Annotated in this window: 18 protein-coding genes and 1 pseudogene; 17 read left to right on the top strand and 2 right to left on the bottom strand. The window is 69.8% G+C overall.

The window, feature by feature from the left end:
- Nucleotides 1–53: 53 nt before the first annotated feature.
- A complete protein-coding gene (locus ADL29_RS37845; RefSeq protein ID WP_046931228.1) occupies nt 54–728 on the top strand; it encodes an ATP-dependent Clp protease proteolytic subunit in 675 nt (224 codons plus the stop codon).
- A 340-nt stretch (nt 729–1,068) separates the two neighbouring features.
- Nucleotides 1,069–2,352 carry an ATP-dependent Clp protease ATP-binding subunit ClpX gene (gene clpX / locus ADL29_RS37840; protein WP_046928024.1) on the top strand — a complete coding sequence of 428 codons (1,284 nt, stop codon included), beginning with the start codon at nt 1,069–1,071 and terminating at the stop codon, nt 2,350–2,352.
- A 70-nt stretch (nt 2,353–2,422) separates the two neighbouring features.
- On the opposite strand, the gene ADL29_RS37835 is transcribed toward clpX, so the two are convergent.
- A complete protein-coding gene (locus ADL29_RS37835; protein ID WP_157878674.1) occupies nt 2,423–2,707 on the bottom strand; it encodes a hypothetical protein in 285 nt (94 codons plus the stop codon).
- A gap of 206 nt (nt 2,708–2,913) precedes the next feature.
- The gene (locus ADL29_RS37830) at nt 2,914–3,864 is read right to left on the bottom strand and encodes a hypothetical protein (protein WP_053927989.1); all 951 of its coding nucleotides are present in this window, start codon (nt 3,862–3,864) and stop codon (nt 2,914–2,916) included.
- 163 nt (nt 3,865–4,027) lie between these two features.
- Between ADL29_RS37830 and ADL29_RS37825 the strand changes: the two genes are divergently transcribed.
- From ADL29_RS37825 to ADL29_RS37755, 15 genes and pseudogenes are all read left to right on the top strand, one after another.
- Nucleotides 4,028–6,649: a valine--tRNA ligase gene (locus ADL29_RS37825; RefSeq protein ID WP_053927988.1), complete on the top strand. Its 2,622-nt coding sequence runs from the start codon at nt 4,028–4,030 to the stop codon at nt 6,647–6,649.
- A gap of 1,387 nt (nt 6,650–8,036) precedes the next feature.
- Nucleotides 8,037–9,491, top strand: a complete 1,455-nt coding sequence (locus ADL29_RS37820) for a peptidoglycan D,D-transpeptidase FtsI family protein (protein ID WP_053928082.1) — start codon at nt 8,037–8,039, stop codon at nt 9,489–9,491.
- Between the two features lie 82 nt (nt 9,492–9,573).
- Nucleotides 9,574–11,106: a bifunctional tetrahydrofolate synthase/dihydrofolate synthase gene (gene folC, locus ADL29_RS37815; RefSeq protein ID WP_053927987.1), complete on the top strand. Its 1,533-nt coding sequence runs from the start codon at nt 9,574–9,576 to the stop codon at nt 11,104–11,106.
- 2 nt (nt 11,107–11,108) lie between these two features.
- Nucleotides 11,109–11,387 (top strand): annotated as a pseudogene (locus ADL29_RS43200) (DUF4233 domain-containing protein); the annotation flags it as partial.
- Nucleotides 11,388–11,681: 294 nt separating this feature from the next.
- Nucleotides 11,682–12,095, top strand: coding sequence for a nucleoside-diphosphate kinase (gene ndk / locus ADL29_RS37805; RefSeq protein WP_046928031.1), 414 nt, complete (start codon nt 11,682–11,684; stop codon nt 12,093–12,095).
- Between the two features lie 294 nt (nt 12,096–12,389).
- Nucleotides 12,390–13,409, top strand: coding sequence for a rod shape-determining protein (locus ADL29_RS37800; RefSeq protein WP_003985182.1), 1,020 nt, complete (start codon nt 12,390–12,392; stop codon nt 13,407–13,409).
- 320 nt (nt 13,410–13,729) lie between these two features.
- The gene (gene mreC / locus ADL29_RS37795) at nt 13,730–14,662 is read left to right on the top strand and encodes a rod shape-determining protein MreC (RefSeq protein WP_053927986.1); all 933 of its coding nucleotides are present in this window, start codon (nt 13,730–13,732) and stop codon (nt 14,660–14,662) included.
- A gap of 3 nt (nt 14,663–14,665) precedes the next feature.
- Nucleotides 14,666–15,346 (top strand): rod shape-determining protein MreD, encoded by a 681-nt coding sequence (gene mreD, locus ADL29_RS37790; protein ID WP_053927985.1) that lies wholly within the window; start codon nt 14,666–14,668, stop codon nt 15,344–15,346.
- A 100-nt stretch (nt 15,347–15,446) separates the two neighbouring features.
- Nucleotides 15,447–17,588 (top strand): penicillin-binding protein 2, encoded by a 2,142-nt coding sequence (mrdA, locus tag ADL29_RS37785; protein ID WP_053927984.1) that lies wholly within the window; start codon nt 15,447–15,449, stop codon nt 17,586–17,588.
- Between the two features lie 5 nt (nt 17,589–17,593).
- On the top strand, nt 17,594–18,775 hold the full coding sequence (rodA, locus tag ADL29_RS37780) for a rod shape-determining protein RodA (protein WP_053928081.1): 1,182 nt from the start codon (nt 17,594–17,596) through the stop codon (nt 18,773–18,775).
- A gap of 78 nt (nt 18,776–18,853) precedes the next feature.
- Complete coding sequence (locus ADL29_RS37775; RefSeq protein WP_157878673.1) at nt 18,854–19,498, top strand: hypothetical protein; 645 nt, start codon at nt 18,854–18,856, stop codon at nt 19,496–19,498.
- Nucleotides 19,499–19,603: 105 nt separating this feature from the next.
- Nucleotides 19,604–21,208: a CYTH and CHAD domain-containing protein gene (locus tag ADL29_RS37770; protein WP_053927982.1), complete on the top strand. Its 1,605-nt coding sequence runs from the start codon at nt 19,604–19,606 to the stop codon at nt 21,206–21,208.
- Nucleotides 21,209–21,287: 79 nt separating this feature from the next.
- The gene (locus ADL29_RS37765; RefSeq protein WP_053927981.1) at nt 21,288–23,213 is read left to right on the top strand and encodes a TIGR03960 family B12-binding radical SAM protein; all 1,926 of its coding nucleotides are present in this window, start codon (nt 21,288–21,290) and stop codon (nt 23,211–23,213) included.
- 90 nt (nt 23,214–23,303) lie between these two features.
- Nucleotides 23,304–24,422, top strand: a complete 1,119-nt coding sequence (locus tag ADL29_RS37760) for a hypothetical protein (RefSeq protein WP_053927980.1) — start codon at nt 23,304–23,306, stop codon at nt 24,420–24,422.
- Nucleotides 24,423–24,470: 48 nt separating this feature from the next.
- Nucleotides 24,471–25,271 (top strand): TIGR03936 family radical SAM-associated protein, encoded by an 801-nt coding sequence (locus ADL29_RS37755; RefSeq protein ID WP_053927979.1) that lies wholly within the window; start codon nt 24,471–24,473, stop codon nt 25,269–25,271.
- Nucleotides 25,272–25,373: the final 102 nt, after the last annotated feature.

Raw genomic sequence — 25,373 nt, 5'->3', positions numbered from 1 at the left:
GCCCCTCAGCCACCCCAGCCCACTTGATCGCCACCAGGACGGTGAACACCACGATGAACAACTTCCCCGGCAGCGGCCTCTACCAGCGCCCGGAGTCCGAGTTTTCCGGCCCGCGCGCCGAGTCCCGCTACATCGTCCCGCGCTTCGTCGAGCGCACCTCGCAGGGCGTCCGTGAGTACGACCCGTACGCGAAGCTCTTCGAGGAGCGTGTGATCTTCCTCGGCGTGCAGATCGACGACGCCTCGGCCAACGACGTCATGGCGCAGCTGCTGTGCCTGGAGTCGATGGACCCGGACCGGGACATCTCGATCTACATCAACTCGCCCGGTGGCTCCTTCACGGCGCTCACGGCCATCTACGACACCATGCAGTTCGTGAAGCCGGACATCCAGACGGTCTGCATGGGCCAGGCCGCCTCGGCCGCCGCGGTCCTGCTGGCCGCCGGCACGCCGGGCAAGCGCATGGCGCTGCCCAACGCCCGCGTCCTGATCCACCAGCCCTACAGCGAGACCGGCCGGGGCCAGGTCTCCGACCTGGAGATCGCCGCCAACGAGATCCTGCGGATGCGCTCGCAGCTCGAGGACCTGCTCGCCAAGCACTCCTCCACGCCGATCGAGAAGATCCGCGACGACATCGAGCGCGACAAGATCCTGACCGCCGAGGAGTCGCTGGCGTACGGTCTGGTCGACCAGATCGTCTCGACGCGGAAGACGTCCGTCTCCGTCTGACAGCGGCGTCCGGCCGTGAGCTCGGAGCGCGGACACCGAAACGTCGGAGCGCGTCCGATCAAGATCGGACCGGGATCGGATCAAGATCGGTTCGGGAGCCCCTCGCGGTCGGTTCGCGATCGCTTCCCGGCCGGTCCGTGATCAGGTCGCGGTCCGCTCACGGCCCGCTCGCGGTCCTCGCGAAATGAGCCGGAGCGCTGCCCCCTTGGACCGGGCCGGGACCGAGTGAACCGAGTCGGTCCAAGGGGGGCCCGTACGGGGGGCCCGGCAAGGTACCGTCGATAGGCAAGCACCCGGGTCCGCGGAGCAATGCGGATCCCAGGCGAAGGGGAAGCACCTCGTGGCACGCATCGGTGACGGCGGCGACCTGCTCAAGTGCTCATTCTGCGGAAAGAGCCAGAAGCAGGTGAAGAAGCTCATCGCGGGACCTGGTGTGTACATCTGCGACGAGTGCATCGACCTCTGCAACGAAATCATCGAGGAGGAGCTCGCCGAGACCTCCGAGGTGCGCTGGGAGGAGCTCCCCAAGCCCCGGGAGATCTACGAGTTCCTCAACGGCTACGTCGTCGGCCAGGAGCCCGCCAAGAAGGCGCTCTCGGTCGCCGTCTACAACCACTACAAGCGGGTGCAGGCGGGCGAGAACGGCGGCGGCCGCGGCGACGAGGGCATCGAGCTGGCCAAGTCCAACATCCTGCTGCTCGGCCCCACCGGCTCCGGCAAGACGCTGCTGGCGCAGACGCTCGCCCGGATGCTCAACGTCCCCTTCGCCTTCGCCGACGCCACCGCCCTGACGGAGGCCGGCTACGTGGGCGAGGACGTCGAGAACATCCTCCTCAAGCTCATCCAGGCCGCGGACTTCGACATCAAGAAGGCCGAGACCGGCATCATCTACATCGACGAGATCGACAAGGTCGCCCGCAAGAGCGAGAACCCCTCGATCACGCGCGACGTCTCCGGCGAGGGCGTCCAGCAGGCCCTGCTCAAGATCCTGGAAGGCACCACGGCCTCGGTCCCGCCCCAGGGCGGCCGTAAGCACCCCCACCAGGAATTCATCCAGATCGACACGACGAACGTCCTGTTCATCGTCGGCGGCGCCTTCGCCGGCCTGGAGAAGATCATCGAGGCCCGGTCCGGCGCCAAGGGCATCGGCTTCGGCGCCACCATCCGCTCCAAGCGGGAGATCGAGTCCAAGGACCAGCTCCAGGAAGTCATGCCCGAGGACCTGGTGAAGTTCGGGATGATCCCCGAGTTCATCGGCCGCCTCCCGGTCCTCACCTCCGTCCACAACCTCGACCGCGAGGCCCTGCTCCAGATCCTGGTCGAGCCGCGCAACGCCCTCGTCAAGCAGTACAAGCGCCTCTTCGAACTCGACGGCGTCGAGCTCGACTTCGACCGCCCCGCCCTCGAGGCCATCGCCGACCAGGCCATCCTCCGCGGCACCGGCGCCCGCGGCCTGCGCGCCATCATGGAGGAGGTCCTGTCCTCCGCCATGTACGAGGTCCCGTCCCGCAAGGACGTCGCCCGGGTCGTCATCACCGCGGATGTCGTTCACTCGAACGTGAACCCGACGCTGGTGCCGCGCACCCGCGGTGACTCGGGGGAGCCGCAGGAGAAGAGCGCGTAGCGGGCGTGTCGCTCATACACCACCGCCCGGCAGCTGGAGTGCTGCCGGGCGGTGGTGTGTTGTTGGGGGGTTACTCGATCGCGCGGTTGCAGGCTTCCTCGGCGTGAGACCACTTGACGCCGATGCGGTGGAAGTCCTTCATGCAAGGGATAGGGGGCGTCGAGTGCGTGGGATTGTTCGCGTAAGTCTCGCAGATGCCCTTCACCAGGTTCCCTACCTTGTAGCCCTTGGTTGCCAAGTAGACCGCACAGTCCGTGGGATCGGCCTGGGCCGGCGCGGTGACGACGAGCGGAAGGGCGGCCCCCGCCACCAATACTCCGGTGGCTGCCGCTATGCGGCGCACTGCCTTGCGCATGACAATCCCCCTTAGGTGCGGCGACCTCTTCGGCCGCTCTCCGATCAAGCTAGTCGATCATGAGTTCGCATTCGTGGCATCCGCGGGATTTTGGTCAATGTTCTGCCGGATCTATCGGTTCGCGGTCAAAACGCAAGAAAGGCCCCTGACGGGAAACCCGTCGGGGGCCTTTGCTGTCAGCGGTCGATGGCCGATGCCATCTCCTGCTACTTCTCCTTGCGGACTTCTTGGCGGATCTTGGCGGTCTTGTTGGCCGCGTCCTCGCCCTCGGGGGCCTTTTCGGTGACCCCGGTGGCCCCGAGTGCGGGGACGTAGATGACCGAGCCGATCGCGCTGCTGTCGCCCCAGGCGCAGATGGTCATGTCCAAGGACATCTGCACGCCCTTCTCCTTGCCCGAGACCCGGTACTTCCCGCACTTCAGCGTGGCGCCGTCGAATCCGTCCGGCGAGAACGACTCCGGATCGCCAACGGCCTCGATCTTCGAGCCGTCCTTCGAGCTCGACATCTGATTCTCCAGGTTGTCCTGGGCCTGGGAGAACATCTGGTCGACGGCAGCTGTCGGATCGGCGACCTTCCCGTAGTAGCCGGAGACGCTCAGCCCCGCCCTGCTGGACGTCGTGTAGCCGCCTTTCACGGTCTTGGCTTCAGAAACCCCCAGGGCCTTGGCCTTCGCGTCCTTGGAAGCGTCCGAGGGGGTGCTGGGAAGCCCACCTGGCGGCTTGGTGTACTCACCGTTCAGCAGCTTGTCCGGCAGCGAGATCGTGTACGGCTTCACATTGCCGCCCCCACCCGACCCGAACACGAAGTACGCCCCCACGCCGATCGCCGCCACCACGGCCACCGCGCCGATGATCAGGCCGATCTTCTTGCCGTTGCCGCCGCCGGACTCCGGTCCGCCCTGCGGGATCGCGCCGTACGGGGTCTGCTGCTGGCCGTACGGGCCGGGCTGCTGGGGCTGCTGCGGGTAGCCGTAGCCGGGCTGGGGCTGGCCCTGCTGGGGGTAGCCGTAGCCGCCCTGCTGAGGGGGCACCTGGCCGCCCTGCTGCGGGTAGCCGTAGCCCGGCTGGGGGGCCTGCGGCTGCTGCGGCTGGCCGTACGGGCCGGGCTGCTGGGGCTGCTGGCCGTACGGGCCGGGCGGCGGCTGGTTGTAGCTCATGGAGCGGTTCCCCTCGTAACAACTGATGGCAGCCGACCGTGGCGTGCTGCCCGCATCTGATTTTTATGCGCTGCACACATCCTGTACGACGCCGCCGACAGTCAGTCCCCCGGGGGCGAAACCGATTCGAAGCTGCGACATACGCGCCCGTACACTGTCCGTCGTGACCGAGAACACTCAGCAGAGCAACCACAGCGCCCCCGAATTGCCGACTCAGTACACGCCGGCCGATGTAGAGGGGCCGCTGTACGAGCGCTGGGTAGAGCGGGGCTACTTCGAGGCGGACGAGAAGAGCGAGAAGCCGCCGTACACGATCGTCATCCCGCCGCCGAACGTCACGGGCTCCCTGCACCTGGGGCATGCCTTCGAGCACACGCTCATCGATGCGCTGACCCGCCGTAAGCGGATGCAGGGCTACGAGACGCTGTGGCAGCCGGGCATGGACCACGCGGGTATCGCCACGCAGAACGTCGTCGAGCGGGAGCTCGCCAAGGAGGGTGTCTCGCGGCACGACCTGGGGCGTGAGGCGTTCGTCGAGCGGGTCTGGCAGTGGAAGAGCGAGTCCGGCGGGCAGATCAGCGGCCAGATGCGGCGGCTCGGTGACGGCGTCGCCTGGTCCCGTGAGCGGTTCACCATGGACGAGGGCCTGTCCAAGGCCGTCCAGACCATCTTCAAGCGGCTCTACGACGACGAGCTGATCTACCGCGCCGAGCGCATCATCAACTGGTGCCCGCGCTGCCTGACCGCCATCTCGGACATCGAGGTGGAGTATCAGGACGATGACGGCGAGCTGGTGTCGATCCGGTACGGGGAGGGGGACGCCTCGATCGTTGTGGCGACGACGCGTGCCGAGACGATGCTCGGGGACACGGCCGTCGCCGTCCACCCGGAGGACGAGCGGTACGCCCATCTCGTCGGCACCGAGATCGAGTTGCCGCTGACCGGTCGCCGGATCCCGGTCGTCGCGGACGAGCACGTCGACCCGGAGTTCGGGACGGGTGCGGTCAAGGTCACCCCGGCCCACGACCCCAACGACTTCGAGATCGGGCGGCGGCACAACCTCGCCAACCTCGCCGTTCTCGATGAGCGGGGCATCATCACCGCGCACGGCCCGTTCCAGGGGCTGGACCGCTTCGAAGCCCGTTCGGCGATCGTCGGCGCGCTGCGTGCCGAGGGCCGGATCGTCTCCGAGAAGCGTCCGTACACCCACTCCGTCGGCCACTGCTCGCGCTGCAAGACCACCATCGAGCCGCGGCTGTCGATGCAGTGGTGGGTCAAGGTCGGCCCGCTGGCGAAGGCCGCGGGTGACGCGGTGCGGGACGGGAAGGTCGCGATCCACCCCAAGGAGATGGAGTCGCGGTACTTCGGCTGGGTGGACAACCTTCATGACTGGTGCATTTCGCGGCAGTTGTGGTGGGGTCACCGGATTCCGGTCTGGTACGGGCCGAACGGTGAGGTCGTCTGCGTCGGACCGGACGAGGAGCCGCCTACCGGCGAGGGATGGCACCAGGACACCGACGTTCTCGACACCTGGTTCTCGTCCGGCCTGTGGCCGTTCTCCACGCTGGGCTGGCCCGAGCAGACGCCGAGCGTCGAGAAGTTCTATCCGAACTCCGTGCTGGTCACCGGGTACGACATCCTCTTCTTCTGGGTCGCCCGGATGATGATGTTCGGGCTGTACGCGATGGACGGCACCCCGCCGTTCCACACCATCGCGCTGCACGGCATGGTCCGTGACCAGTTCGGCAAGAAGATGTCCAAGTCGTTCGGCAACGCGGTCAACCCGCTGGACTGGATGGACGCGTACGGCTCCGACGCCGTCCGCTTCACCCTCGCCCGCGGCGCCAACCCCGGAGTCGACGTCCCGATCGGCGAGGACTGGGTCCAGGGGTCCCGCAACTTCGCCAACAAGATCTGGAACGCCACCCGCTTCGCGCTGATGAACGGTGCGACGGTGGAGGGCGAACTGCCGCCCGCCGAGCAGCTGTCGGCGACCGACCGGTGGATCCTCTCGCGGCTGAACTCCGTCGTCGCCGAGGTGGACGCGTACTACGACGACTACCAGTTCGCGAAGCTGTCGGACACCCTCTTCCACTTCGCGTGGGACGAGGTCTTCGACTGGTACGTCGAGCTGTCGAAGACGACGTTCATGGCGGGCGGCCCGGCCGCCGAGGCCTCGCGCCGGGTGCTGGGCGAGGTCCTGGACGTCACGCTGCGGCTGCTGCACCCGATCGTGCCGTTCGTCACCGAGACCCTGTGGACGACGCTGACCGGTGGCGAGTCGCTCGTCATCGCCGACTGGCCGAAGGACTCAGGTTTCCGGGACGCGGCGGCGGAGCGGGAGATCGAGACCGTTCAGCGGGTCGTCACGGAGGTCCGCCGGTTCCGTTCGGACCAGGGGCTGCAGCCGGGCCAGAAGGTTCCGGCGCAGCTGGACCTGTCCGGTACGGCGCTGGCCGCGCACGAGGCCGCGATGCGGTCGCTGCTGCGGCTGCAGCCGGCCGGTGAGGGCTTCCACGCCACGGCGTCGCTGCCGGTCGCGGGCGCGACGGTCGCGCTGGACCTGTCCGGTGCGATCGATGTCGAGGCGGAGCGGAAGCGGCTGACGAAGGACCTGGGCGCCGCCGAGAAGGAGAAGGCGCAGGCCACCGCCAAGCTCGGCAACGAGGCGTTCCTCGCCAAGGCGCCCGAGAAGGTGGTGGACAAGATCCGTGGCCGGCTGGAGGCCGCGGAGGCGGACATCGTCCGGATCACGGCCCAGCTGGCGGCTCTGCCCAAGGCGTAGCGCCGGTCCGGAGGCTCGTCGCAGGCTCCTCGTCCGTACGGGCGGGGGGGGCCTGCGCCGTCCCCGGCCGCCCCGGCTCCCCCTCTCCCGTACGGGCCAGAACAGCACATACGCCGTCGAGGCCGCCACGAAGGCCAGCCGGATCAGTCCGCGGGCGGAGTCGTCGGGGACCGCGAAGACGCTGCCGTACAGCAGGATCAGGGCGATCCAGCTCCACCAGGGCACGAGGCGGCGCTGGCCGATGACGTCCCAGAGCAGGGTGCCGAGCAGTACGGACGCGGTGTAGTACGTGTAGACGCTGGGGTCGAGGACGATGCGGGCGTTGGCGCCCAGGAGGACCACCGCCGCCCAGCGGCCCCGCCACACGGCGAGGGAGCCCAGCGCGAGGCCCAGGGCGGCCTGCGCCGGGCGGTCCCAGCCGGGGGTTTCCGGGTCGCCGACGCCGAGCCAGCGCAGCGCGGACGCCGGATGGTTGGGGATGGTGAATTTCGCGGCGGCGAAGGACTGGGAGTCGCCCAGGAAGAACGGCAGCCATGCGACGGCGACCAGGCCTGCGCACCAGAGGCCGGCCCGCAGCCACTTCTCCCGGGGCAGGGCGAGGAGGAGCGGGACGAAGGCCAGCGCGGTCGGTTTGGAATCCATCGCGAGTGCCAGGAAGGCGCCGGTCAGGGCGGCGTTGCCGCGGGTCAGGGACCGTACCGCGAGGGCCGTGAAGAACAGCGCGAGGACATCGTCGAGATGGCCGAAGCGGACCGCGACCTCGATCCACATGGGGATGAACGCGAGCCCGGCGATCAGTACGCGCTGCCGCAGCCGCTGGTGGTTGGTGCCGGTGCCCAGGAAGTGATGGGCGGCGCTGCGGCCCGCCAGGACGACGATGACCAGGCCCAGCAGCGACATCAGGGCCGCGGCGAGGAACTGGCCGGTGGCCTCGGGGAACGGGTTGAACAGACCGGCGGTGAGGAAGCTGAGCGGGCCCATCTGGAGCTCGGGGTGATGGGCGTAGAGATTGAGGCCGCCGGTGCCGTCGCCGGAGGAGCCCTGATAGATCAGTTCGCCGCCGGAGCGCAGATAGTGCCAGGAGAAGCCGCCGTGCGGCTCGACCACGAAGAACCACAGGACGGTCCAGGCGGTGAGCAGGACGAGATGCATCCGCTGACTGAGTGCCGGCACGCGTTGTCCGCTCCTGCCTTCCGTTCGGTGTCCCGGGCGGGCCCCCGAGGAAGAGGGTGAAAACCGGCGATCCGTTGTCCCGCAACGCCCGGTTCTGCGTTCCCTTGGTGCTCTTGTGGCGTTCTCATGGCCCTCTCATGAAGGCCGGGCACCGTGGACCGGAATGCCGGACTTCCGGCAGTGCCGCATGTCCCGCACCGAGGAGCCGCGCCCGATGAACAAACCCCTGCGACGGGTCTCGGTCTTCTGCCTCGTCCTGATACTCGCGCTGCTGGGCTGGGCCACCTGGATCCAGGCGGCCAGGGCCGGCGACTACAGGGACGACCCGCACAATCCGCGGGTGGCGATCGGCAAGTACGCGGCGCCGCTGGGCAACATCCTGGTCGACGGGGAGCCGGTCACCGGGTCGGCGGCGACCTCGTCCACGCTGAAGTACAAGCGGACCTACAAGGACGGCCCGCTGTACGCCCCGGTGACCGGATTCACCTCGCAGATCTTCGGCAGCAACCAGCTGGAGAGCCTGTACGGCGGCCTCCTGGACGGCTCCGACAGCCGGCTGCAGAGCCCCGCCGACGCGGTGCTGCACCGGCGGGCCAAGGCCGGTGACGTGGCCACCACCATCGACGCCAAGGTGCAGCGGGCCGGCTACCGGGCGCTGGGGGACAAGAAGGGCGCGGCGGTCGCGCTGGACCCGGCGACCGGGCGGATTCTGGGCATGGTCAGCACGCCCTCGTACGACCCGGGGAAGTTCGCCGGGTCCGGCAGCGCCGACCAGCGGGCCTGGAAGGCGATGTCCCAGGACGGCGACCAGCCCCATGTGAACCGCGCGCTGCGCCAGGCGCTGCCGCCCGGCTCGACCTTCAAGCTGGTGGTCGCCGCGGCCGCCCTGGAGAACGGTCTGTACTCCTCGGTGGACGAGCCCACCGACAGCCCCGACCCGTACACCCTCCCGCACACCCGCACCACACTCACCAACGAGAACGCCGCCGCGCCGTGCAAGAACGCCACCCTGCGCACCGCGCTCCAGTACTCCTGCAACACCGTCTTCGCGAAGATCGCCGCCGACCTGGGCCAGGACAAGGTCGCGGCGCAGGCCGAGAAGTTCGGCTTCAACGACGGGAAGGTGGACGTCCCCGTCCGGGCCGCCAAGAGCGTCTATCCCAGGGACATGGACCCCGCGCAGACCGCGCTGTCGGGGATCGGCCAGTTCAACGACCAGGCGACGCCGCTGCAGATGGCCATGGTCGCCTCGGCCCTCGCCAACGGCGGCGAGCTGAAGACCCCGCAGCTGGTCGACAAGATCACCGACGGCGGCGGCAACACCGTCCAGCGGTACGGCCCGAAGACCTACGGCAGCGGCAAGGCCGTCTCCGCGCACACCGCCGAGCAGCTGCGGTCGGCGATGCGGACGGTCGTGGACAAGGGCACCGGGTCGAACGCGAAGATCGGCGGACTGACCGTCGGCGGCAAGACCGGCACCGCCCAGCACGGTGTCGACAACAGCGGCACACCCTATGCCTGGTTCGTCTCGTACGCCGAGAACAGTGCCGGGCAGCGGGTGGCCGTCGCAGTGATGGTCGAGGACGGGCATGCCGCGCGCAACGAGGTCTCCGGCAACGGGCTGGCCGCTCCGGTCGCCCGCGCCATGATGAAGGCGGCGCTGTCGTAGCGAAGGCGGGGCTGTCCTGGAGCGATGCCGCGGGGGCGGCGCGCCGCGTCCGCTGTCGGAGGTGCCTCGTAGACTTGTCGTCGTGAGCGAGCGCCCCCGAAACGACGACCCCGACCCGACCGACGGCCCCGAGCCGGACGACGCCTTCGACGAACTGGTCGACGCCGAGACCAACCGCGACCCCGATCTGGCGGTGATCGAGGCCGGCAGCCGGACCCTGCGCGCGCAGGCCGGTCCGCCGCAGGGGGACGCCGTGCCCGCCCGGCCCGCCGACCCCGAGGTCGACCGCGCGCTGCGCGCCGTCGAGGAGGAGCTGGCCGGCCGCTGGGGCGAGACCAAGCTCGACCCGTCGGTCCAGCGCATCATGGCGCTGATGGACATCCTGGGCTCGCCGCAGCGCGCGTACCCGTCCATCCACATCACCGGCACCAACGGCAAGACCAGCACGGCCCGCATGATCGAGGCCCTGCTGGGCGCGTTCGAGCTGCGCACCGGCCGGTACACCAGCCCGCACATCCAGTCGGTCACCGAGCGGATCAGCCTGGACGGCGCCCCGATCTCCGCCGAGCGCTTCATCGAGGCGTACCAGGACATCGCCCCCTATCTGGAGATGGTCGACGCCCAGCAGGAGTACCGCTTGTCGTTCTTCGAGGTGCTGACGGCGATGGCCTTCGCCACCTTCGCGGACGCCCCGGTGGACGTCGCGGTCGTCGAGGTCGGCATGGGCGGCACCTGGGACGCGACGAACGTCATCGACGGCGATGTCGCGGTGATCACCCCCATCTCGCTGGACCACACCGACCGGCTGGGCGAGTCGCCCGAGCAGATCGCCGGCGAGAAGTCCGGGATCATCAAGAAGGACGCCACGGTGGTGCTGGCCCAGCAGCCGGTGGACGCCGCGTCCGTAATGCTCAAGCGCGCCGTCGAGGTGGACGCCACGGTCGCGCGTGAGGGCATGGAGTTCGGCGTGCTCTCCCGCGAGGTCGCGGTCGGCGGCCAGATGCTGACGCTGCGCGGACTGGGCGGCGAGTACCCGGAGGTCTTCCTGCCGCTGTACGGCGCCCACCAGGCGCACAACGCCGCGGTGGCGCTCGCCGCGGTCGAGGCGTTCTTCGGCGTCGGCTCGGACCACGCCCGTACGCTCGACATCGACACCATCCGCTCTGCGTTCGCCGCGGTCTCCTCGCCCGGCCGGATGGAGGTCGTACGGCGCAGCCCCACGGTCGTCCTGGACGCGGCGCACAACCCCGCGGGCGCGCAGGCGGCGGCCGAGGCGGTCACCGAGGCGTTCGGCTTCAGCCGGCTGGTGGGTGTCGTCGGCGCCAGCGACGGCAAGGACGTACGGGGTGTGCTGGAGGCCTTCGAGCCGATCTTCGCCGAGGTCGTGGTCACCCGTAATTCCAGCCAGCGTGCGATGGACGCGGATGAGCTGGCGGCGGTCGCCGTCGAGGTCTTCGGCGCCGAGCGGGTCGTCGTCGAGCCGCGGCTCGACGATGCGATCGAGGCGGCGATCACCCTTGCCGAGGAGGAGGGCGAGTTCGCCGGCGCGGGAGTGCTGGTGACCGGTTCCGTGATCACGGTCGGCGAGGCCCGGCTGCTGCTGGGGAGGGGCTGACGATGCGGACGCTGTGCGCGAGCACCCTTATCGGTGAGTTCTTCGTGATCGGCTTCGCCGGGCTGGTCGCGATGCAGCTCGGCGATCTGCCGGCGCTCACCGTCTGGACGGTGAGCGGTATCGCCATGCTGGTCAGCCTCCTGCTGTGCGGGCTGCTGGGCCGTCCCGGCGGGGTCCAGCTGGGCTGGGCGCTGCAGGTTGCCCTGATCGCCAGCGGGTTCGTCGTGCCGACGATGTTCTTCCTCGGGGCGGTGTTCGCGGCGCTGTGGTGGGCGTCGGTTCTCTGGTGCGCCTGCGGCGGGCGGGGGTTGGTTGTCGGCCCCTCAACGGGGAGGTGCCGGGCTGTAGCGGCGGAGCCGTGTAAGCCCGGTGCCGCTGCCGGACAGCCCCGCGCAGCGGCACCGCCCGCCGCAGGCGCACCAGAGAAACCCCCACGGCGGGAAGCCGACAACGTACGGCCCAGGCAAAGCGCAGCGGACGGGCGGGACGGCCGACAACGTACGGCCGCCATACGGTGCCGCGAAGCCCCGCGGTAGCCTCAAGGGCACCGTTTACACAGGACAGGGAGCCCCCTCGTGAGCCAGCGCACGCTCGTTCTTCTCAAGCCCGATGCCGTCCGACGCGGACTGGTGGGCGAGATCATCGGCCGGATCGAGAAGAAGGCCGGCTGGACGATCAGTGCGCTGGAGCTGCGCAGCCTGGACCGGGAGATTCTCGAGCAGCACTACGCCGAGCACGTGGGCAAGCCGTTCTACGAGCCCCTGGTCGCGTTCATGTCCTCCGGACCGGTCGTCTCGCTCGTCGTCGAGGGGGAGCGCGTTATCGAGGGTGTGCGCGCGCTGGCCGGGCCGACTGACCCGATTGCCGCACCGAGTGGGTCCATTCGTGGGGACTTTGGCACGATCACCCGAGAGAATCTGATCCACGCCTCGGATTCCGAAGAGTCCGCCGAACGCGAGATCAAGATTTTCTTTCCGGGGATTTCCTGATACATCGTCAGACGTGTACCCCTTGTGACCTGGGGCGACCGATGGAATCATCGGTCGCCCCTTGGCATATGCGACTCGATCGGGGGAACGCATTTCCACGACACGACGTCACCATTAAGGGGGGCGGGTGCGTGTACGGCTGACAATGATGCTCAAGGCTCCACCGTGTTCGAGTGGGTGGCACGACGAGACTACGATGGAGCTTCCGCGTCATTCAGCGCATCACCTCCTGCCGACCTCAAGTAAGCATTCGCTCCAGTTGGGAAGGCCAGACGTATCCTCATGGGGAACAACATGTCGTTCATCGGCCGTGACATGGCTGTCGACCTCGGGACCGCCAACACGCTGGTGTACGTCAGGGGCCGCGGCATCGTCCTCAACGAGCCGTCGGTCGTGGCCATCAACACCAACACCGGCGGCATCCTGGCGGTGGGCGCCGAGGCCAAGAAGATGATCGGGCGCACGCCCGGCAACATCGTCGCCGTACGGCCTCTGAAGGACGGCGTCATCGCCGACTTCGAGATCACCGAGCGGATGCTCCGCTACTTCATCCTCAAGATCCATAAGCGGCGCTATCTGGCCCGCCCGCGGGTGGTCGTCTGTGTTCCCTCGGGGATCACGGGAGTTGAGCGCCGCGCCGTCATCGAGGCCTCCACCCAGGCCGGTGCGCGCCAGGTCCACATCATCGAGGAGCCGATGGCCGCGGCGATCGGCTCCGGTCTGCCGGTCCACGAGGCCACCGGCAACATGGTCGTGGACATCGGCGGCGGCACGACCGAGGTCGCGGTCATCTCGCTCGGCGGGATCGTCACGGCCCAGTCCATCCGCGTGGCCGGCGACGAGCTCGACAACGCGATCATCCAGCACATCAAGAAGGAGTACAGCCTCCTGCTCGGTGAGCGGACCGCCGAGAGCATCAAGATCACCATCGGTTCGGCGTACGACCTCGAGCAGGACGAGCACACCGAGATCCGCGGCCGGGACCTGGTCTCCGGGCTGCCCAAGACCGTGGTCATCTCGGCCGCCGAGGTCCGCAAGGCCATCGAGGAGCCGGTCAACTCCATCGTCGACGCGGTCAAGACGACCCTCGACAAGTGCCCGCCGGAGCTGTCCGGTGACGTCATGGACCGCGGCATCGTGCTCACCGGAGGCGGCGCCCTGCTGCGCGGCCTCGACGAGCGGCTGCGCCGCGAGACCGGAATGCCCATCCACATCGCCGAGGACCCGCTCGACTCCGTCGCGCTCGGTTCCGGCAAGTGTGTCGAGGAGTTCGAGGCGCTGCAGCAGGTCCTCGACTCCCAGCCGCGCAGGTAGGCGCACCGGAGCCGGTCCGCCCGTGGCGTTGCCGTACGGCCCGCCACGGGGGGCGGCACCACCCCAGCAGTACCCGATTCATCCGTTGAATCGTTGATATATAGGCATCACGACTCCGTACAGAAAGCCCGGCTTCGTACCGGCACCACAGCCCCGCAGCGGCACAATCGTTCCGTACGGGCACGACATCCCCACAAACACGGTGCGCTGACGCTTCATCGGCTCGCACCGCTCATACAGGCACAACGCTCAACCCCCCGACGAGACCGGCGCGGGCCCGCAGCCGGCCGGTCCTACGAGGAAGGACACGGCCGCCGCACGTGAGGGACACACGAGAGAGCCGGCTGCTGCTGGTGCTGCTGGTCGCGATCGCGTTCGCGCTGATCACGGTCGATATCCGCGGCGGTGAACAGTCCCCGCTCGACGGTGCCCGGCAAGCCGCCGCCTCCGCCTTCGGGCCGGTCGAGAACGGCGTCGCCGGCGTCGTCAGCCCGGTCGGCAACGCCATCGGCGCCGTACGCGACTCCGGGGAACGCCACAGCCGTATCGCCCGCCTGGAGCAGGAGAACGCCGCCCTCAAGGCCAAGCTCGGCTCCGCCGACCGCAACCGCAGCCGGGCCGCCCAGCTCGACAAGATGCTCAAGACCGCGGGCGCCGGCCAGTACGGCATCAAGGGCGCCGAGGTCATCGCCATCGGCGCGGCCCAGGGCTTCTCCTGGACCGTCACCATCGACGCCGGCTCCCGCGACGGCATCGCCCGCGACATGACCGTCCTCAACGGTGACGGCCTGGTCGGCCGGGTCACCACCGTCGGCGCCGACACCTCCACCGTGCTGCTGGCCAACGACCCCGACTTCACCGTCGGCACCCGCATGGAGAAGACCAACGAGATCGGCTTCGCCAACGGTCAGGGCGGCCGCTCGCTGCGCGTCCAGCTGCTCAACGGCAAGGCCGCGGTCAAGAGGGGCGACCGCCTGGTCACCTTCGGCTCCAGCGCCGACAAACCGTTTGTGCCCGGCGTCCCGGTCGGCAAGATCGTCAAGGTCGAACCGTCCAACGGTGATCTGACCCGCACCCTCCAGGTCCGCCCGTACGTCGCCTTCTCCCAGCTCGACATCGTCGGCGTCGTCGTCCAGCCGCCCCGCGAGGACCCGCGCGACACGGTCCTGCCGCCCAAACCGGCCAAGCCGAAGCCGGCGCCGACGGTCACCGTCACGGCCACCCCCTCCGACAGCGCCTCCCCCAGGGACTGACCGATGCGCATCAACCGGATCCTGCTCGCGGCCCCGCTGGTCGTCGTCGCCCTCGTCATCCAGGTCAGCGTCCTGGCCCGGCTCCAACTGCCCGGTGCCGTACCGGACCTGCTGCTGCTCGTCGTCCTCGCCCTCGCGCTGGTCTACGGCCACGTCGGCGGCTGTCTGGTCGGTTTCGGCGCCGGACTGCTCGCCGACCTCGCCCCGCCCTCCGACCACGCCATCGGCCGGTACGCGCTGGTGCTCTGCGTCATCGGCTATGTCGCGGGCCTGACCAAACCCGACTCCGGCCACCACCGCTCGGCGACCGTCCCCCTGATCGTCGTCATCGGGGCCGCCATCGGCTCGACCCTGATGTACGCGGGCGTCGGCGCGCTGGTCGGCGACACCGCCGCCCGGCACGTCGGCCTCGTCGGGCTGCTGCTCAGCGCCACCCTCTACGACCTGCTGCTCGCGCCGTTCATCGTCCCGCTGGTGATGGCCGTCGCGCGCCGGACGGACAACGATCCGCTCGCCGCCGACGGCTCCGGCCAGAGTTCGGCGGGCGGCCGCGACCCCGCCTACGGCTGGCTGGGCTCCGGCTCGGGCCTCAAGGTCGGGCGGATCGGCGGCCAGCGCGGCGGACTGCTCGGCAAGCCGTCCCGTGGCAAGGGGGACCGCCTCAAGGGGGTCAAGCGGCTGTGAGCGCCCGCCCGTCGCCCGACCACCACCCCTGCCGGAGAGCGCTTCGCGCTCGCCCCGCCGGCCCGTCGCCCGATCACCACCGCTGGAGGCGCTGCGCGCCATGAGCAACATCCCGGAGACGGGCCGGACCAACCGGGTCACGGTCCGTCTCATCGCCATCCAGATCCTGGTCTTCTCGCTGCTGCTCACCCTCGGCGGACGGCTGTGGTACCTGCAGATCCGCAACGGCCAGGAATACGCCAACGAGGCCAAGTCCAACCACGTCCAGCAGGTCGTCGAGCCCGCCACCCGCGGCTCCATCCTGGACGCCCGCGGCGTGCCGCTGGCCGACAACCAGACCCGGCTGGTGGTCTCCGCCAGCCGCACCGAGCTGCTGAAGATGAAGGACGACGGCAAGGCCGTCCTCGGCCGGCTCGCCGAGGTGCTGGGGATGTCCGAGCAGGAGATCCGCAAGAAGGTCCGGCTCTGCGACGCCAAGACCCCGCAGCCCTGCTGGAACGGCTCCCCCTACCAGCCGATCCCGATCACCGACGAGGCCACCACCCAGCAGGCCCTCCAGATCCGCGAGCGCAGCGAGGACTTCCCCGGCATCAGCGCCGAGCCCACCGCCGTACGCCGCTACGCCGCCCCCGGCAACGCCAACACCGCCCAGGTCCTCGGCTATCTCTCGCCCGTCACCGACGAGGAGATCCAGAAGGCCAAGGACAGCCGTTCGCCGCTGCTGCGCTCCGACCAGATCGGCCGGTCGGGGCTGGAGCGGACGTACGACAGCGATCTGCGCGGCAAGGCCGGCGTCACCCGCTACGAGGTCGACAACCTCGGCCGGGTCATCGGCAAGGCCAAGAGCGATCCGCAGGTGCCCGGCGCCAACGTCGTCACCAGCATCGACGCCCGCGTCCAGGCCGTCACCGAAAAAGAGCTCGACCAGGCGATGAAGGACGCCCGCAACGAGGTCGACAAGAACACCGGAACCCACTACAAGGCGGACTCCGGCGCCGCGGTCGTCATGGAGGCCAAGACCGGCCGGGTGGTCGCGATGGCCTCCAGCCCCGCCTACGACCCCAACGCCTGGGTCGGCGGCATCTCCGGCAAGGACTACGCCCACCTGACGGGCAAGAAGTCCAACTACCCGCTGCTGAACCGCGCCATCCAGGGCCAGGCCGCCCCCGGCTCCATCTTCAAGGTCATCTCGACCACGGCCGCGGTCAACGCCGGCTACCCGTTCGACGGGCACTACCCCTGCACCAGCTCCATGAACATCGGCGGCCAGACCTTCAAGAACTTCGAGTCGGAGAATTTCGGCCCGATCAGCCTGGGCCGCGCGCTGGAGGTCTCCTGCGACACCGTCTTCTACGGCCTGGCCTACCAGCAGTGGCAGAAGGACGGCGGCAACAAGCCCAAGGCGGACACCGCGGACTGGTTCTACAAGACGGCCCACCAGTTCGGCCTCGGCAAGGAGACCGGCATCGACCTCCCCAACGAGGTCAGGGGCCGGATCCCGGACCGCCAGTGGAAGAAGGACTACTGGAAGGCCAACAAGGACGCCTGGTGCGCGCAGGGCAAGCACGCCGACGACTATGTCTCCAAGATCGCCAAGGAGAACTGCGAGTCCGGCATGAAGATGCGCGCCGGTGACTCCGTCAACTACTCCATCGGCCAGGGCGACACCCTCGTCACCCCGATCCAGATGGCCGTCATCTACGGCGCCCTCTCCAACGGCGGCACCATGTACAACCCCACCGTCGGCAAGGCCGTCGTCAGCCCCGACGGCAAGCACATCCGCAGGATCGCGCCCGCGGCGCACGGCAAGCTGCCCGACAGCCCCAGGACGCTCCAGCAGATCGACAAGGCGCTCGCCGGTGTGGCCACCCGCGGTACCGCCGCCTGGCGGTTCGGCGGCTGGCCGCAGGACAAGATCCCGATGCACGCCAAGACCGGTACGGCCGAGGTCTACGGCAAGCAGACGACGTCCTGGTTCGCCACGTACACCAAGGACTACACGATCGTGATGACGATCTCCCAGGGTGGTACGGGCTCCGGCGCCTCGGGCCCCGCCGTACGCAAGATCTACAACGCGATCTACGGCGTCAACGAGAAGGGCGACATCGACAACAAGGCCGCGCTGCTGCCGAAGCCGGAGTCCAAGCTGCCCAAGATCGAGGACGACGGCACGATCCAGGCCGGGGTCATCAAGCCGTACGTCCCGCCGAAGCCGAAGCCTTCCGCATCGGAGAGCCCCTAGTGAACATGCCCCGCTACACCCCCGAAACCGGCCTCTGGGGCAAGCTCACCGCGCGCGACTCGGTCGTCCGCCGGCTCGACTGGATACTGCTGCTGGCCGCGCTGGTGATGTCCCTGATGGGCGCGATGCTGGTCTTCTCGGCCACCCGTAACCGCACCGAGCTCAACCACGGCGACGAGTACTACTTCTTCCTGCACCACCTGCTCAACCTCGGCATCGGCCTGGGCCTGGCCACCGCCACCATCTGGCTCGGCCACCGCACCCTGCGCGGTGCGATCCCGGTGCTGTACGGCCTGTCGGTGATCCTCGCGCTGCTGGTGCTGACCCCGCTGGGCGCCACCATCAACGGCTCGCGCTCCTGGCTGGCGATCCCCGGCGGCTTCTCGCTCCAGCCCGCCGAGTTCGCGAAGATCACCATCACGCTCGGCATGGCGATGATCCTCGCCGCCCGGGTCGACGCCGGCGACCGCCCGCACCCCGACCACCGCACCGTCGTCCAGGGCCTGGGCCTCGCGGCGATCCCCGTCGCGATCATCCTGCTGATGCCGGACCTCGGCTCGGTGATGGTCCTGGGCGCCATCATCCTCGGCGTCCTGCTCTCCTCCGGCGCCTCCAACCGCTGGATCCTCGGCCTGCTGGGCACCGGCGTCGTCGGCTGCCTCGCCATCTGGCAGCTCGGCCTGCTCGACGACTACCAGATCGCCCGCTTCGCGGCCTTCGCCAACCCGAGCCTCGACCCGGCCGGCGTCGGCTACAACACCAACCAGGCCCGTATCGCCATCGGCGGCGGCGGACTGACCGGCTCCGGCCTCTTCCACGGCAGCCAGACCACCGGCCAGTTCGTCCCCGAACAGCAGACGGACTTCATCTTCACCGTCGCCGGCGAGGAACTCGGCTTCCTGGGCGCAGGCATGATCATCTTCCTGCTGGGCGTCGTCCTGTGGCGCGCCTGCCGGATCGCCCGGGAGACCTCCGAGCTCTACGGCACCATCGTCGCCGCCGGCATCATCGCCTGGTTCTCCTTCCAGGCCTTCGAGAACATCGGCATGACGCTGGGCATCATGCCCGTCACCGGTCTGCCGCTGCCCTTTGTCTCCTACGGCGGTACGTCGATGTTCGCCGTGTGGATCGCCATAGGGCTGCTGCAGTCGATCCGGGTCCAGCGGCCGGTGTCGGCCTCGCGCTGAGGGGGCGGGAGTGCGAGGGCCGTCGCCCGCCATCGGCCAAGGGACGGCATTGTCAGCGGGCCGGTCTACTCTCCAGCCATGTCTTCTCTCACTCCTGACAACCCGTTAGAACACGTCCGTCTCCGGCTGATAGCCGATGACTATCTGCCGCCGGAGGCACTCGACGTCTATCAGTACGTGCGGCCCGTGGCAGACGGCCTGGTCGAGGCCCTCGCCTACGATCTGCCCGACGCCATCACCCTGGTCACCGACCGGGACGTGGCCCGGTTCGGCCTGGACGCCCTGCGAGCGGCCGGACGGGCCAACATGGCGCAGGAACCGTTCGAGTACGACACGGCCGAGCTCGACGACGGCACGGTCATCCACACCGTCGGCGGCGAGTCCCTGTTCGTGGCGAGCCTGGTGCTGGTGCTCGACGAGGTGATGTGGACCACCCACGGACAGCCGCCGCCGCCGGAAGGTGTGCTGGTCACCGTCCCCGGCCGGCAGCACTTCGCCTTCCACCCGATCACCGACCACCATGCGGTCACGGCCGCCAACGCCCTCGCGGAATTCGGCCTCGGCGCCTACGAGGACGAGCCCGACTATTCGGTCTCCCCGCGGCTGTACTGGTGGCGCGACGGCGCCCTGACCTCGCTGACCGTGATCGACGAGGAAAACCGGACGATGGCGATCGAGCCTCCGGAGGACCTCATGACGATCCTGAAGGCACTGGACGCCTGACCGCGCAGCGCCGAGGGGGCCGGCGCGCCTGTCCCGGCCCCCTCGTGCACCCAAGGGCGCGCCGGACGGGTGGTCGCCCGTGAGCCGGGTGACTAGATTCGATTCATGGCGGACACCGTGCGGGAGATCGAGCGGAAGTACGAGGCCACCGACGGGACGGAGCTGCCCGACCTGACCGCGGTCGACCGGGTCGCGGCAGTCGTGGAGCAGGGCGTGGCGGAGCTGGACGCCACCTACTACGACACCGCCGGGCAGCGGCTGGCCGCGGCCGGTGTCACGCTGCGCCGGCGCACCGGCGGACAGGACGCGGGCTGGCATCTGAAACTGCCGGTCGCGCTCGGGATCCGGGACGAGGTGCGGCTGCCGCTCTCCGATGCGCTGCCCCCGGAGCTGACGGCGCTCGTCCGCTCGCGCACGCTCGGCCGGGAGCTGGTGCCCGTCGTCCGGCTGCGGACGCGGCGTACGGTCCGGCTGCTCCGGGACGCCGACGGCGCGACGCTCGCCGAGGTCGCCCTCGATGCGGTGCGGGCGGCTCGCGCCGACGGGGGCGCGGAGGTGCGCTGGCGCGAGATCGAGGTCGAGCTGGCGGGGGAGGGGGGCGACCCGGGGCTCCTGGACGAGGTCGGCGAGGTGCTGGCCGCGGCGGGGGTACGGCCCGCGCGGGCGGCGTCGAAACTGGAGCGGGCGCTGGCCGAGACGGCCGGGGAGGGCGAGCCCGCCAAGCCGTCCGGCAAGCAGAGCAAGGCCAAGAGCAAGGCCAAGAGCAAGAGCAAGAGCAAGGCCAAGAGCAAGAGCAAGAGCAACAGCAAGAGCAAGGGCAAGGGCAAGAGCAAGGCCCGGCCCACCGCCGGGGACATCGTCCTGCGCTACCTCCGCGAGCAGGTCCACACGATCACCGAGCTGGACCCGGCCGTACGCCGCGACCTGCCCGACTCCGTGCACCAGATGCGGGTCGCCACCCGCCGCCTGCGCAGCGCGTTCCGCTCGTACACCAAGGTCCTCGACCGGGCGGTGACCCGGCCCATCGGCCTCGAACTCCAGTGGCTGGCAGCGGAGTTGGGGATCGACCGCGACCGCGAGGTGCTCACCGCGCGGCTGCGGGCCGCGCTGGCGGAGCTGCCCCGGACGCTGCGGCTCGGCCCGGTGTCCGCCCGGCTGCGCATCTGGTCGGAGCGGCGCCGCGCGGGCTCGCGTGCGGAGGTGCTCGCCACGCTGGACGGCGAGCGCTATCTGGAGCTGCTGCGCGCCCTGGAAGTGCTGCTGGCCGATCCGCCGCTGCGCAGGGCCGCCGCGCTGCCCGCGTCGGACGTGCTGGTGAAGGCCGTCCTCAAGGACCACGCCCGGCTGGCCGACCGCATCGAGGCGGCCCTGGCGGCGCCGGCGGGGGCCGCCAGGGACGAGGCGCTGCACAGCGCCCGCAAGGCGGCCAAGCGGGTGCGCTACGCGGCGGAGGCGGCCCGCCCGGTGCTCGGCAAGCCCGCGAAAAAGTTCACCAAGCGAACGAAGCGGGTGCAGCAGGTGCTCGGCGACCACCAGGACAGCGTGGTCGCCCGCGCCGCCCTGCGCGAGCTCGCCACCCAGGCACAGCGGGCCGGCGAGGGCGCTTTCACCTTCGGCCTCCTCTACGGCCGCGAGGAGGCCCTGGCGGACCGGCGGGAGCGGGAGCTGCCGGGGGTGTGGGCGAAGGCGAACCCGCCTGCCGACTGGTAGAACGCTTGCCGTACGGGGGGTGGCTCCGTCCGGGTTACGCTTGAGAATCGCCTTGCCCAGCTCACGAAAGTTCGTCGAGATGTCAGCCGAATCGGTCTTCCCACAGCTCGAGGCCCTGCTCCCGCATGTGCAGAAGCCCATCCAGTACGTCGGCGGTGAGCTGAATTCCACCGTCAAGCCGTGGCACGAGTGCGACGTGCGCTGGGCGCTCATGTACCCGGACGCCTACGAGGTCGGCCTGCCCAACCAGGGCGTCATGATCCTCTACGAGGTCCTCAACGAGCAGGAGGGCGTCCTCGCCGAGCGCACGTACAGCGTGTGGCCGGACCTCGAGGCGCTGATGCGCGAGCACCACGTCCCGCAGTTCACCGTCGACGCCCACCGCCCGGTGGGCGCCTTCGACGTGCTCGGCGTCTCCTTCTCCACCGAGCTGGGCTACACCAACCTGCTCACCGCCCTGGACCTCTCCGGCATCCCGCTGGAGTCCAAGGACCGCACCGACGAGCACCCGCTGATCCTCGCGGGCGGCCACGCCGCCTTCAACCCCGAGCCGATCGCGGACTTCCTGGACTGCGCGGTCGTCGGCGACGGCGAGCAGGCGGTGCTGGAGATCACCGAGATCATCCGCACCTGGAAGAACGAGGGTCGTCCGGGCGGCCGTGACGAGCTCCTCTTCCGCCTCGCGAAGACCGGCAGCGTCTACGTCCCCAAGTTCTACGACGTCGAGTACCTGGCCGACCGCCGTATCTCCCGCGTCGTGCCCAACCGCTCCGGCGTCCCGTGGCGCGTCTCCAAGCACACCGTCATGGACCTCGACGAGTGGCCCTACCCCAAGCAGCCCCTCGTCCCCCTCGCCGAGACGGTCCACGAGCGGATGTCGGTCGAGATCTTCCGTGGCTGCACCCGCGGCTGCCGCTTCTGCCAGGCCGGCATGATCACGCGTCCCGTACGGGAGCGAAGCATCACCGGCATCGGCGAGATGGTGGACAAGGGGCTGAAGGCCACCGGATTCGAGGAGGTCGGCCTGCTGTCTCTGTCCTCCGCGGACCACACCGAGATCGGCGACATCGCCAAGGGCCTCGCCGACCGGTACGAGGAGGACAAGATCGGCTTGTCCCTCCCCTCCACCCGCGTCGATGCCTTCAACATCGACCTGGCCAACGAGCTGACCCGTAACGGCCGTCGCTCGGGTCTGACCTTCGCGCCCGAGGGCGGCTCGGAGCGCATCCGCAAGGTCATCAACAAGATGGTCTCGGAAGAGGACCTGATCCGTACGGTCTCCACGGCCTACGGCAACGGCTGGCGCCAGGTGAAGCTGTACTTCATGTGCGGTCTGCCGACCGAGACCGACGAGGACGTCCTCCAGATCGGCGACATGGCGGTCAAGGTCATTGCCGAGGGCCGCAAGGTCTCCGGGCAGAACGACATCCGCTGCACGGTCTCCATCGGCGGCTTCGTCCCCAAGCCGCACACGCCCTTCCAGTGGGCCCCGCAGCTCTCCGCCGAGGAGACCGACGCCCGCCTGGAGAAGCTCCGCGACAAGATCCGCGGCGACAAGAAGTACGGGCGCTCCATCGGCTTCCGCTACCACGACGGCAAGCCCGGCATCGTCGAGGGCCTGCTCTCGCGCGGTGACCGCCGTATCGGCGCGGTCATCCGGGCCGTCTACGAGGGCGGCGGCCGCTTCGACGGCTGGCGCGAGCACTTCTCGTACGACCGCTGGATGAAGGCCGCCGAGGAGACGCTGCCCGCCTTCGGCGTGGACGTCGCCTGGTACACCACCCGCGAGCGCACCTACGAGGAGGTCCTGCCCTGGGACCACCTCGACTCCGGTCTCGACAAGGACTGGCTCTGGGAGGACTGGCAGGACGCCCTCGACGAGACCGAGGTCGAGGACTGCCGCTGGACCCCGTGCTTCGACTGCGGCGTCTGCCCGCAGATGGACACCGAGATCCAGATCGGCCCGACGGGCAAGAAGCTGCTGCCGCTGACGGTCGTCAAGTAAGCAGTCCGCACAGGCGACTTCGGCCCGGCACCGCACCGCGCGGTGGCCGGGCCGAGGCGTACCCGCGGGAGCGGGGAAGGGGGAGGGCGGATGGCGCCCGACGGCAACGGCCGGGAACCGGTCGCGTACGAGCCCGGCGAGGGCTGTCTGACCACGGCGGTCCGGCTGCCGATACGGATCGTGGTGCTGGTGCTCGTGGTGCCGGTGCGGATGGTGTGGGATGTGCTGGTGGCCGCGGCCAGGGCCGTGGACCGTACGGTGCTGCGCCCCGTGGGCCGCGGAGGTGCCTGGCTGTGGCGGCACCTCGTCGTGCTCCCCGTCGGCTGGGTCTGGCGGACCCTTGTCGTCGCACCGGTGGTGTGGCTTGTCCGCTATCTGGTCGTTGTGCCTGCTCAGTGGCTGTATGCGTATGTGCTGGCGCCCGTCGGCCGGGGGATTGCCCGGTTGCTGTGGGGTGTCGGAGTCGTTCTGCTGTGGCTGGGCAAGGCGCTGTTCGTGTGGCCGTGGGTGGCGCTGTGGCGGTATGTGCTGGCGCCGGTCGGCCGGGGCGTTGCCTGGCTGCTGCGGGGCGCCGGGGCGGTGCTGGCCTGGCTGGTGCGCCATCTGGTCGTCGTCCCCGCCCAGTGGCTGTACGGGTATGTGCTGGCGCCCGTCGGCCGGGGCCTCGCCTGGCTGGCCCGCGGAATCGCGACGGTCGTCGGGGCGGTCGTCGGGGCGCTGGCCCGATGGATCGTCATCGTCCCGGCCGTCGCGCTGTGGCGGCATGTGCTGCAGCCGGCCGGACGGGTGCTGGCCACCGTGGTGACCGTCGTCGTCCGTGAGGTCGGGGAGGCGTTCGGGCACTGCTGGCGGGTCGCCGGATTCCTCTCGCGGGCGGTCGGCCGGTTCCTGGGGGCGGTACTGCGCGGGCTCTTCCTCGAACCGGCCCGCTGGGTCTACCGGACCCTGCTCACCCCGCTCGGGCACGCCGTCCGGGACGGCATCTGGCGTCCGGTCCGCAAGGCGCTCGGCGGCATGGGCCGGGCCACTCGGGAGGCGCTGAGCGCGGCCCGGGCGAGCGTGCGGGGGACCCGTCAGGAGATCCGCCGCGCCCTGTTCGGCACGCCCCGGGGAGCGGTGCGGGAAGCGGCCGAGCCGCCCCGGCGGGAACCGGGCGCTCCCGAGGCACGTACTCTAGGTAGCAGTACGACCGCACTCACGAAGGACTGAGCGACACTGGGCAAGCGACAGCCCGAAGGCCCGCCGCCCGCACCGGCGGTGCAGCGCATCCGACTGCGCTACACCAAGCGCGGCCGCCTCCGGTTCACCAGCCACCGCGACTTCCAGCGCGCTTTCGAGCGGGCGCTGCGCCGCGCCGAGGTCCCCATGGCCTATTCGGCGGGCTTCACCCCGCACCCCAAGGTGTCGTACGCCAACGCCGCCCCGACGGGTACGGGCAGTGAGGCCGAGTATCTGGAGATCGCGCTCACCGAGCGCCGCGAGCCGGACCGGCTCCGCGAGCTCCTCGACGAGTCGCTGCCGGCGGGGCTGGATGTGATCGACGCCGTCGAGGCGCACACCAGTGGTCTCGCCGACCGGCTCGAGGCCTCCCTGTGGGAGATCCGGCTCGACGAGGTCGCGGCCGAGGAGGCGCAGGCGGCCGTCGAGACGTTCCTCGCCGCGGACGAGGTGCAGGTCGAGCGCCGTACCAAGAACGGGATGCGCAGCTTCGACGCCCGCGCGGCGGTGCTGAGCCTCGAGGCTGCCGAGTGTGAGGGCGATAGGCCCGACGGCAAAGCCTGTGCGATACTGCGGCTGGTTGTTCGGCATCTGACACCTGCCGTGCGACCCGACGACGTCCTGTCCGGCCTCCGAGCTGCGGCCGACCTGGCGCCGCCGGTCCCCGCTGCGGTGACCAGGCTGGCGCAGGGGCCGCTCGATGCGGAGTCCGGCGCGGTGACCGACCCGCTGGCGCCCGACCGCGACGCTGCCACGGCCGCCCCATCCACGGCCGCCGGGCCACGCGCTGCGAAGGCGGCGAGCGGGATCTCCCCGACAGCCGGGGACGGTACTGCGTAGGACCGCCGTCGACGCGTCGCCGATCAGCCAGGGAGCCACCCCGGTCCGGCAGACGCACTGACCAGGAGACTTTCGCCGGTCCCGCCCTACGGGCCCGGCGAG

The sequence above is a fragment of the Streptomyces chattanoogensis genome (assembly GCF_001294335.1).
GTDB lineage: Bacteria > Actinomycetota > Actinomycetes > Streptomycetales > Streptomycetaceae > Streptomyces > Streptomyces chattanoogensis.
Note: the sequence above shows the minus strand (reverse complement) of the source record. Positions and strands in the feature narration are given on the sequence as shown.

What these genes read in the sequence shown, in the direction of transcription:
- ADL29_RS37760 (WP_053927980.1), top strand. Translation starts at nt 23,304, where the DNA reads ATGGCGCCCGACGGCAACGGCCGGGAACCGGTCGCGTACGAGCCCGGC.
- ADL29_RS37775 (WP_157878673.1), top strand. Translation starts at nt 18,854, where the DNA reads ATGTCTTCTCTCACTCCTGACAACCCGTTAGAACACGTCCGTCTCCGG.
- ADL29_RS37820 (WP_053928082.1), top strand. Translation starts at nt 8,037, where the DNA reads ATGAACAAACCCCTGCGACGGGTCTCGGTCTTCTGCCTCGTCCTGATA.
- ADL29_RS37800 (WP_003985182.1), top strand. Translation starts at nt 12,390, where the DNA reads ATGTCGTTCATCGGCCGTGACATGGCTGTCGACCTCGGGACCGCCAAC.
- ADL29_RS37770 (WP_053927982.1), top strand. Translation starts at nt 19,604, where the DNA reads ATGGCGGACACCGTGCGGGAGATCGAGCGGAAGTACGAGGCCACCGAC.
- ADL29_RS37765 (WP_053927981.1), top strand. Translation starts at nt 21,288, where the DNA reads ATGTCAGCCGAATCGGTCTTCCCACAGCTCGAGGCCCTGCTCCCGCAT.
- ADL29_RS37830 (WP_053927989.1), bottom strand. Translation starts at nt 3,864, where the DNA reads ATGAGCTACAACCAGCCGCCGCCCGGCCCGTACGGCCAGCAGCCCCAG.
- mrdA (WP_053927984.1), top strand. Translation starts at nt 15,447, where the DNA reads ATGAGCAACATCCCGGAGACGGGCCGGACCAACCGGGTCACGGTCCGT.
- mreD (WP_053927985.1), top strand. Translation starts at nt 14,666, where the DNA reads ATGCGCATCAACCGGATCCTGCTCGCGGCCCCGCTGGTCGTCGTCGCC.
- ADL29_RS37835 (WP_157878674.1), bottom strand. Translation starts at nt 2,707, where the DNA reads ATGCGCAAGGCAGTGCGCCGCATAGCGGCAGCCACCGGAGTATTGGTG.
- rodA (WP_053928081.1), top strand. Translation starts at nt 17,594, where the DNA reads ATGCCCCGCTACACCCCCGAAACCGGCCTCTGGGGCAAGCTCACCGCG.
- ADL29_RS37845 (WP_046931228.1), top strand. Translation starts at nt 54, where the DNA reads ATGAACAACTTCCCCGGCAGCGGCCTCTACCAGCGCCCGGAGTCCGAG.